General features: G+C 64.2%; 7 protein-coding genes. 1 reads left to right on the top strand and 6 read right to left on the bottom strand.

What is annotated here, in order from left to right; translation table 11 throughout:
- The 3 genes from MLV88_RS20420 to MLV88_RS20410 all read right to left on the bottom strand — a co-directional run.
- Positions 1-116 (bottom strand): transposase (locus MLV88_RS20420; protein ID WP_243338262.1); only part of this gene is annotated, 116 nt, incomplete at its 3' end.
- Positions 117-141: 25 nt separating this feature from the next.
- Complete coding sequence (locus tag MLV88_RS20415) at positions 142-489, bottom strand: hypothetical protein (protein ID WP_243338535.1); 348 nt, start codon at positions 487-489, stop codon at positions 142-144.
- Positions 486-653: a hypothetical protein gene (locus MLV88_RS20410; RefSeq protein ID WP_243338533.1), complete on the bottom strand. Its 168-nt coding sequence runs from the start codon at positions 651-653 to the stop codon at positions 486-488. The genes MLV88_RS20415 and MLV88_RS20410 overlap by 4 nt, the downstream gene beginning before the upstream one ends.
- 274 nt (positions 654-927) lie before the next feature.
- On the opposite strand from MLV88_RS20410, the gene MLV88_RS20405 reads away from it, so the two are divergent.
- Positions 928-1,164, top strand: coding sequence for a hypothetical protein (locus tag MLV88_RS20405; protein WP_243338532.1), 237 nt, complete (start codon positions 928-930; stop codon positions 1,162-1,164).
- Positions 1,165-2,041: 877 nt separating this feature from the next.
- Here the strand turns inward: MLV88_RS20405 and MLV88_RS20400 are convergent.
- Genes MLV88_RS20400 through MLV88_RS20390 form a run of 3 tightly spaced genes read right to left on the bottom strand, consistent with a single transcriptional unit; the run spans position 2,042 to position 8,527 of the window.
- On the bottom strand, positions 2,042-7,012 hold the full coding sequence (locus tag MLV88_RS20400; RefSeq protein ID WP_243338530.1) for an RHS domain-containing protein: 4,971 nt from the start codon (positions 7,010-7,012) through the stop codon (positions 2,042-2,044).
- Positions 7,013-7,024: 12 nt separating this feature from the next.
- Complete coding sequence (locus tag MLV88_RS20395) at positions 7,025-8,152, bottom strand: WSC domain-containing protein (protein WP_243338528.1); 1,128 nt, start codon at positions 8,150-8,152, stop codon at positions 7,025-7,027.
- Positions 8,153-8,179: 27 nt separating this feature from the next.
- The gene (locus MLV88_RS20390) at positions 8,180-8,527 is read right to left on the bottom strand and encodes a hypothetical protein (protein WP_243338526.1); all 348 of its coding nucleotides are present in this window, start codon (positions 8,525-8,527) and stop codon (positions 8,180-8,182) included.
- Between the last annotated feature and the right edge of the window lie 193 nt (positions 8,528-8,720).

Below are 8,720 nucleotides of genomic sequence, written 5' to 3'. Positions count from 1 at the left end.
TAGAAGGTCGTCTCCGTGATGCCGAGGCGGCGCACGACGTCCTGCACCTTGGCGCCCGCCTCGACCTCCTTCAGGACCTTGATGATCTGCTCGTCGGTGAACTTGCTCTTCCGCATCCGTCCTCCACCATCAGTAGAGGACTCACGCTTCGACCCGTCCAGTTTTCGGGGGGCAGGTCACCGCCGCTGCGTCGAGGGATCGGTCGTAAAGGGCCTCGATGTACATCCGCGCTCCCCGAACCTTGTCGGCGAGCGACGCACCGGTGCCAATTAGGTTCTCGCCGGCCTGCTCTAGGGCCTTGCGATCTTGCTTCGTTCGGGGCTGGTAGCTGAGGGCAGCAAAGGCGCGGGTCTTCCTGTTGTGCACTTCGCGGTGCCTTCGAGTGTCCCGCTTCACGGCGTCGCGAACATCAGCGGGAAGGCGCCTGTATTCGTCTGGCGCAAGGTGGTTCACCGGCCAGTGGCAGCTCGGGCATTCGGTAACGATCATTTCGTGTTCTCCTCTAGTAGGTTTTCGATGGCTCTCTGGATCAACTCCCGCACCGAGACACGCCGCTTCGACAGGCTGTGCAGCCGATGGCGTTCATCTTCGAGGCGAAAGAACAGGCTTGCAGGAATGCGAGCGCTCACCCGCATATGCGTCGGCTGGTCCATTGGGTATTGGCTCCTTGACATAATGGTAGGCCATTAACCAGCGAGACCCAACGGGCTCTCGAAGTTTTTTGCCTGCATCGGCGGCGGGCGGGGTCGTGTGTCCGGATGTCCGGAAATCCTGCGGGGTTGTATTCGCGGCGCGAAGACGCGTTCCGCGCTGTTGACAGCGCATGCCTCACTATTTGGCGATCACACAACATATTGACGGACATCCGGGATCAGTCGCTCACAATCTAGTAAGTCGCGGATTACGCTTGCAATGTGGTTATTCAAGATGTCCGGAAGCGTTTCAGACATCGTCGGACATTCCGGACAGCGCCTCGCGCCACCTTTCGCCTACATCGGCGGGTGCGCCTCCGGGGAGACGGCCCGGTTCGCCACCGTGGTCGCCAAGGTCGTCGCGGAGCACCTGGGCTGCTGGAACGAGGATGGCTTCAAGTGCCTCGCCCAGCAGGTCGAGGAGACGAGGGTCGCCGTCTATCTCGCGCACCATACGCAGCGCGGTCGCTGAGGGCGGCAGCAGCGCCGCTCGAATTCCGTGCTGCTGCGGTCCTCGAAGTGGACCCGGAGACGGTGGCCTCGGAATGGCGGCGCTACGTCATTCCTTCCCGAGCAGCTTTCCGAACTCCGCGACGCGCCAACAACCTCGTCCGAAGCTCTCTGTATTTTCCGGAGTCGCCCGGCATGAGCCCGCGCGCGGCATAGCTCTCGTAGCGTGTCGTCGTGGCGAGCGCGGTTGTCGATGCACCAACGCCAGGAGCGCGGAATCCTGGACATGGCGGTCAGCATCCGTGAACCCAACCGCTGCATTGCACCGAAGCTGGACCTCACCGACGACGCAGCGCTCGCTCCGCGAACACGCCGCCATCAGCAGGCCCTCGGCCGCCGGCCGCTTCACTTCTTTACGCTCTCGTGCTGCGGCTGGGCAAAACGAATGCTTCGCGCGCGGCTTCAGCGAGACGGCGCTTCGCTTATGCGAACGGCAGGCGCGCCCCATCGGCAAGGGGCTACGCCGAGCGCCCGCGCCGCCTTCATCGACCTCTCCTCGGGGAACGTACTCGCCGGCATGGCTTGTTGTTCCTGGCGTGAACCGGCCAGATGCCGCCGTCCTGGATGCTACGGAGCAAACCCCCTAGTTCGCCAAACGAGCATGGTCATCTCTCGAAGCAGGAGGTTCCACTGTCCGGCAACTAGCACGACGGCGAGCAACGCGAGCGGTCGCCACCTGAAACGGTGCGCCACTGCGACCCAGGCGCCTACTACTGCCGATGCAACCCCTAGTACGCTCTCCGCTGTCCACCACCCCGGTCCCAACTGGCCGACACACCGCACCGCCCAGGAACCCACCTGAATGGCGACGAGAACGCTCCACGATATCGAGGTCGCGTTCATTTGTTGCACTCTTCCGGACAACCGGAGCACTTGAAGTTGTTTATGGCCATGTTGCAGTACGACCTGCTGTCATTCCATGTCCCGGGCTTCGGCGGACGCGGCCAGTTGTTTGGGTCGTCGCAACCCAGTTTTCTCAACTCATTAATCAGTGCTCGGTCGCACAGAGACGTGCAGTTCTTCTTCAGCGGCCCGGTGAGCCCGTCACACTCCGCGTAACAGAAGTCATGGTGCATGTACGCCTCGTCGCCACTATCGACGGGCGGTGCGTTGCCAGAGCCTCTGCCGGGTCCGCACGAAGGCTGACCGCCGCTCCAGCACATGCCGCCCCAGTTGCCGTTCGTGGGACCGAAGAACGGCGCCGGCCACCTCGCCCCGCCGGCCGAGTTGTTGTAGTCCGTTTTGTCCAGGCCGAATCTGTCCGTAAACCGAAGGGGGTCCTGCCCAGCGTAGCCATACCACTCGGGGCCGTACGGACCGTTGAAACCCCCTTCAAGAGCCACCGGGTCCAACTCCACGTACCTCCCCACCGAGGGCAGGTACCACCTGTTCCAGTTGTAGTACGGCCCCTGCATGCTGATGCCGGCTGGTTCGAAGAGCCGCTCGTCGTACTGGCCGGGGAGCCGCAGGTTCGTCACCACAGTCCGCCCGGAGATCGGATCAACCGACGTCTTCTCCGAGATGTCACCATACGGCTTGGGATACGTATTCCACACAAGCTGCCCGCTCGAGTTGGTCATCGCGCGCGGCAGGCCCATGTGGTCCACGTGAAGGTAATACGTGTAGCCTTCGGTACTGCCCGCCGGGCCCGGGTACTCGATCTGGGCGAGTGGGCGACCGTCGAGCCAGATGTAATCCCGGACTCTTACCCAACCGCCGTCCACAAGATCGAGCTCCGAGAGCGGGTTCCCGGAGGCGTCGAACACGAAATAGGTCCATTTGCCGGAGGCGACATCCTGCCGGGCGACCCGACGATTCCGGGCGTCGTATTTGAAACGCGCGATAGGTTGCGTAATCTCGGAATCCTGAGCGCAAAACACGAATCCCGCACGGACACCGACGGGGCGGCGGCCGAAGAGCGTCATGCGCCCAAGCGGATCGTGACGCAGGCATACCGCAACGGTCTGGTTGCCCGCCATCCCGCCTGTGAGGTCCCACTTCCCGATGGCTGCGACGTTGCCCCATAAATCGTAGCCGAAGCTGTGGGTGACCCGATCGCCGCTTGGAGTCTTGAGCCAGCGCGTGCTGATGCGATCTTGGAGCGCGCCTTCTAACCCGTATTCGTACACGTACCAGGCCTGCGCCCCCTCGACAGTCTCATTAAGCCGGTTGCCAGCTCCGTCGTAACCGTACGCGAGCCAGACGGGGGACTCGACTAGACGATTCTGGAAGTCGTACCCAAAGCTCCGCGCGGTGTCCCGAGGGCAGCCGCTCAGGGTCGTGGACGTGTCGGCGATCGTGATGAGTTCGCCGGCCGGCCCAATCGTATAGGCGAGCGAAAGCGGTCCGCTCCGGATGACCTTCGGCTCGGCCCGCCTCGTGAAATCTTGGGAGAGGGCGAGCCCGTTGCCAAACGAGAGTTCTCGGACGCCTCCCTCCGGATCGTGCATCACGTGGTCAGCGTAGCGCGTGCCGGTGGCGGCGTTCACTACGCTCACGATCGTGCGCGCCGCGGGATCCCGCTCGTAGCGGATGCGGAGACCGGTCGGGTAGGTAATCTCTCGGAGAGCCCCGTCCGCGTCGTATCCGTATCCGGTCGTAAGCGGCTCGGGCACGTCCGTCAACTGCAATGTCTCGGTCGCGAGCCGGCCGGCGGCATCGTAGGTGTAGCTCACGGCACCATCGGCGTCTTGAATCGACGTGAGCCGCCCCTCATATGGCTGGGCGTCGTACACGTACGTGTACGAGACGTCTCCCGCGTGCATAGCGGTCAGTCGGTCGAGGCCGTCGTACGTATACGTGGCGGTCTCGCCGGTCTTCTGGTGAGTCCGCGAGACAACGTTCCCCCGAGTGTCGTACTCGAACCAAAATCCCTGCCAGGTGTCGAGTGGCGGCGCGAGGATCTGGACCATGCGCCCGAAGTCGTCGTGTTCGTACGAGGTAAGGGTCCCGTTCCCCGCCCTGATGACGTCCAAGGTGTCGGAGCGGGGTGCGTACGCGTACGCGGCGACCGTCACCGACTCGCCCCCAGGCCCCGTTCTTGCGACGCGCAGCACGCGATTGAGCGCATCCGGGGTGAATTGGACCCCCCGTCCGGCCTCGTCCGTTGTGGCCGACAAGAAGCCAGACGGATCATACGTCCAGCTCCGTGCAATCCCGGGAAGCTCGGGGTTCGACTCCCATATGACCCGGTGCTCGACATCGTAGGCGCGATCCTGGGTCCCGCGCACGATTCCCTCGGCATCCCGCCGTTCGGCGTGGATTCGGTTGCCGGCCACGTCGTGCGTGTACCGCTCGCTCCAGGCGACCGCCGGCGTTTCGCCCGGTGTCTCGGGATCGCCGCTCAAGTGATCGACCTGTTGTAGCCGACCCATGCCGTCGTAGCCGTAACGGACAATCGCGCCTCCAAGCAAGAGCTGGAGACGGGGCGAGAGGCCGTCGTAGTACCGCGTCTCCCGATTGGAACCGCCGGACGTGAGGACAAACGCGGGCCGGCCGCGTCCGTCCTTAACGATGGTCGTGATCCCGCCCCGCTCGTCGGTCACCTGGTACACCCCGAACTCGTCGTAGTCGTACGACGTGGAGAGGCCACTGCTCGCCGGCGACGGATACCGCTTGAACTGCCGGACGCGGCCGCGACGCGCGAGGGTCTCGGAGTCAGCCCAGTACGTCCACTCCTTGATCGGAGCGACGTCCGTCGACCGGGCGTCGAGATTTACCGGTCCATACCTGCGAACAAGGCGTCCACGCCCGTCGTAGGAGAAAAAGGTCGCGTGGCGCTCGAGACGCGTGCTTCCCCCGGCATAGGCAATCCCGCTTGTAATCTGTCGGCACAGGACGCTTCCAGCCGGCAAGTGCGCCTCGACACACGTGTAGCCGGGCGGATCGATTGCGGCGTTCGGGCGCTGATCGTAGTCATAAGAGTCGCCGATAGCCGTCGAGGCGTCCAGCGTGCTGGGCCGGGTCGCGCTGGTCAGCACATCCAGCGGAAGCGAGATTCCGACCGCGATCTCCTTCACCAAACCGTAGGCGCGTCGCTCGTCGCGGGAATCGCCGGGAAGGCTCGCAGGCAACGCGCAGCTCGTGCCGGAGAACTCGACCGTCCGCGTCAAGCGACCGGCGCTGTCGAACTCGCGCCGGGTGACGTGACCGAGCGCATCCCGCGTACAGGTGGGGCGCCGGTCCGTCCACTCCCGCAGCCTCGCCGGCCCACAGGAACATCCATCCGACACGCTCGTCACGTGGCCGTCTTGGTTGAGCGCCCGGATGCTGACGCTCGACGTGTCGCCCTCCTTCCCGCGGAAGTACTCCGTGACCGCGATCCCTCCGGGCGCCTCGTAGTTCACCGACACGCTCGAAGCATAATCGACGAGGCCGGTTGCCCGCCCGTACTCATCGTACGCGAACTGCGCAACCAGATCACCCGACTCATTCTTCACGGCCTGGAGCAGAGACGAGCCTTCGTCATACACGTACGAGCGGAGCACGTTACCATCGGCGTCCACCGCCCGAGCGAGATTAAGGCCTTCATATTGATAGCTCGCAACGACAACGCCATCGAACCGCAGCAGATCGGCTAGCCCCGTGGAACAAGCCGCAGCACCCCACACGTCGAGCGTGTGGCCGAGGTCGTCCGCGAGGCTCATGAGCAGCCCGGAAACCCGATCGTAGCGGACCGTCACCGTGTTGCCAGCCGGATCGCGAACGCTCACGAGACGGGCCAACCCGCCGTCCAGCGCGTCGACGCACCGCGCGCTCGAGAGATCCGCTTCGGTGCACGCGTCGCAGACCGTCCGAAAGGTGAGCTCGCGCCCATCCGTCAGGAACGCGATCCAGGATCCGTCCGGCTTGCGGACGAGGAGGTTCGGGTTGTCGTCCCTCACCACTTCGTTGGAGTAGCCGGTGTAGACGTCCCACATCTCGAAACCATCGAGCGAGGGCGCGGACCCGCTGCGCGCGAATTGGAGCGCAGGAAGGAGGCCTCGCATCAGGGTGCACACGCCGGCGCGACAAGTCACGGCGGCCTCCCAGTCGTGGTGCCAGCCAACGCCGAAGATCCCGATGGGACCACCGTGAAGCGACGCGTCGGCGCTCTGGTACGTCCGGCCAAGCGACAGCGTCGACACGAATTCGACACTGAAGTCGGTGAAGGGTTCCGTCGCAATCGCCCTCGAGGCCAGAAGAATAGGGTCCGCCCCCGCCTTCTCGTCGCAGGTTTCCAGGTGGCCGCCATTCTCCTTCGGGCCGAAGGGCCCGCCACCTCTACCCCCGCCGATCGGCGCACAACCGTCGTCGGCGATCCCGTTGCAGTCGTTGTCGATGCCGTCGCCGCAGAGTTCCAGTTTCGCCGGGTCGTACGGCTTGCATGTCGCCTTCCCTGGGGCCAAGCACGACAGCTGTTTCGGCGAGCACTCGGCGATGCACGTGCACTGGCCCGAGCCAAGTTCGCAGCCCTCGTTAACGCAGCCGTCCCAGTTGTCGTCGGTCGTGTTCGCGCACGATTCCGCTTTCGGGCCGAGGAACTCACCGCACTTGTCCACGGCTTCGTCCCGCCATGACGCAATTGTGGCTTCACACCAGTCCGGCGCGAAACCGCATGGTGAGTAAACGCAGCCCCGGTACAACTCTTCGCCATCCGCACACGCGTGGGCTATCAATTTCAAATTTGCCATCCCATAGCCCTCCGCGGTCGTGTACGGCTCACAGTAGTACGTATAGTACACACCCGTGTTGCACAACGTCGTTCCAGCTCGAGCGTATGCCATCGGCATTACGGACATCAGCCATACCGTCGCCGTTCGCAGGTTCATAGGAGGATGTCCTCACTCGAGAGGCTGGCACTTGGGCGAAACACCATCGCAGATCTGACCGCCGCAAACTCCGCCGGAGGAACACGGCGTCCCCGGCGGAAGCGTGATGGAGCTGCAGACCGGGGTACCATCACAATGAACCTGCTGGCATGGACCGGCGGACCGGCACGAGACCGCTGTTCCCACGCAGATGCCGTTCTCGGAGCAAACGTCCGAGTACGTGCATGGGTCTCCGTCATCACACGCGGCCCCGGTCCGTGGCACCCCTGTGCAGGCACCAGCGCCGTCGCACGTGCCCTCGGTCCGGCAGCCATCGATACATATGGTTCCCGCTGATACGGGGGGATGGATCACGCCGGTCATCGGGTCGCATTGATCCAGCGTGCAGGGATTTCCGTCATCGATAGGCGCCGGCGGTTGGCAGGAGTACGGTCCAACCACGAAGGGCCCGGCAGCAAATGAGTTGTTCGTCTCATCGAACTCCGAAACGACTTCCCCGAGGTCCGCCACCGCGATGAGGTAGTAGATGCCAGGCAAGACATCGATCGGGATCGAGAGGCTCGTCTCGCCGGAGCTGGACTGCCCCGGCGCGAGCCCGCCTGCCACGGTCCGGGCTGCATTCAGGAAGACGTCGGCCGGTCCACCCGTGCTCGTCGTCGACAAGTAAAACCCAACCTCGAACTCACCGGCGGTCGCCCCGTCAACGCTCGCGGTGACCGTGTCCCGAATCGTGAGGCTGTCGCCGACGCCGATGGCGTCCGGAATCCCTGTGAGTGCCGTAACGAACAGATCGGCCCGCCCGGCAGCATAAATACTGTTTCGCCATGCGCCCCCGCACGCTTGCGCAGGGTTGGCGGTACAGGACGTGTTGCACTCAGAGTCCACTACTTTGGTGTAGCGGAGCTCGTTCCCTGCGAAGCAGTAGCCGTAGTACTGCAGGCCGGCATAGGCGAATCCCTGTGCAGCGGCGGCGGCGGTGCAGTTCTCGACGGTCGCTCCAGACGACATGAGCAGCGTTGGGAGGGCACGCGGCTCGGTGTCCGTGTAGCAGCCCTGATACTCGCCAACGTCAGCCACAGTGGGTTCAACCCTAGCCAGCACGAGGCCGAGCGTTACGGCGACGCGAGCAGTTCGCGGCATGTCCCCCCCTTGCAGCACGTGTGACGGTCAGTCGACCATACTGGTGGTGTCACCTGCAAGGGCAGTGTACGAGTAAAGCATCGTTTCAAGAGCACGCTTCCAGACGGTTAGTGAGATCCATGCTTTGCGAGGCAGCTTGTCGAGATGCTGCTGTGCGCGAGACTGCCCGGCGATGCCTGCCCTGGTGAACTCGAACTCAACAACAGCCGATGGACATGCTTCAACTGACGGGGCACCTTCCCGCTCATCAAGGCCCCTGAGGCGCGGCAGGGTAATCGTCAGGCCAGGCTGCGCCATGGCCGCGCGGGCGGCGTGCACGGCGATGTCGGTGGCGTCTCCCTGACCCCTATGCGCGATCGCCGTGAGGATGAACACGTTCCGCGCGATCGGTACCCGAGCAGTTGGAGTCCGGACACGCGGGATGTGTCGATCAGCGCGTGCCATGGAAGGCAACCCAGTCGTCACCGATCTCGCGTTCCGTCGGAAACGTGCGAGACCCGGCTTGCCGTCAGCGGGTTGGCGAGCCACGTATCACAGCGCCGGTCCGCCCTGTGCCGACCGGCGCCCC

Source organism: Anaeromyxobacter soli (assembly GCF_022808855.1).
GTDB classification, from domain to species: Bacteria; Myxococcota; Myxococcia; order Myxococcales; family Anaeromyxobacteraceae; genus Anaeromyxobacter; species Anaeromyxobacter soli.
The sequence above is the reverse complement of the archived record's forward strand: the minus strand, read 5'-3'. Positions and strand labels throughout refer to the sequence as shown.

What these genes read in the sequence shown, in the direction of transcription:
- MLV88_RS20415 (WP_243338535.1), bottom strand. Translation starts at nt 489, where the DNA reads ATGATCGTTACCGAATGCCCGAGCTGCCACTGGCCGGTGAACCACCTT.
- MLV88_RS20410 (WP_243338533.1), bottom strand. Translation starts at nt 653, where the DNA reads ATGGACCAGCCGACGCATATGCGGGTGAGCGCTCGCATTCCTGCAAGC.
- MLV88_RS20405 (WP_243338532.1), top strand. Translation starts at nt 928, where the DNA reads ATGTCCGGAAGCGTTTCAGACATCGTCGGACATTCCGGACAGCGCCTC.
- MLV88_RS20400 (WP_243338530.1), bottom strand. Translation starts at nt 7,012, where the DNA reads ATGAACCTGCGAACGGCGACGGTATGGCTGATGTCCGTAATGCCGATG.
- MLV88_RS20395 (WP_243338528.1), bottom strand. Translation starts at nt 8,152, where the DNA reads ATGCCGCGAACTGCTCGCGTCGCCGTAACGCTCGGCCTCGTGCTGGCT.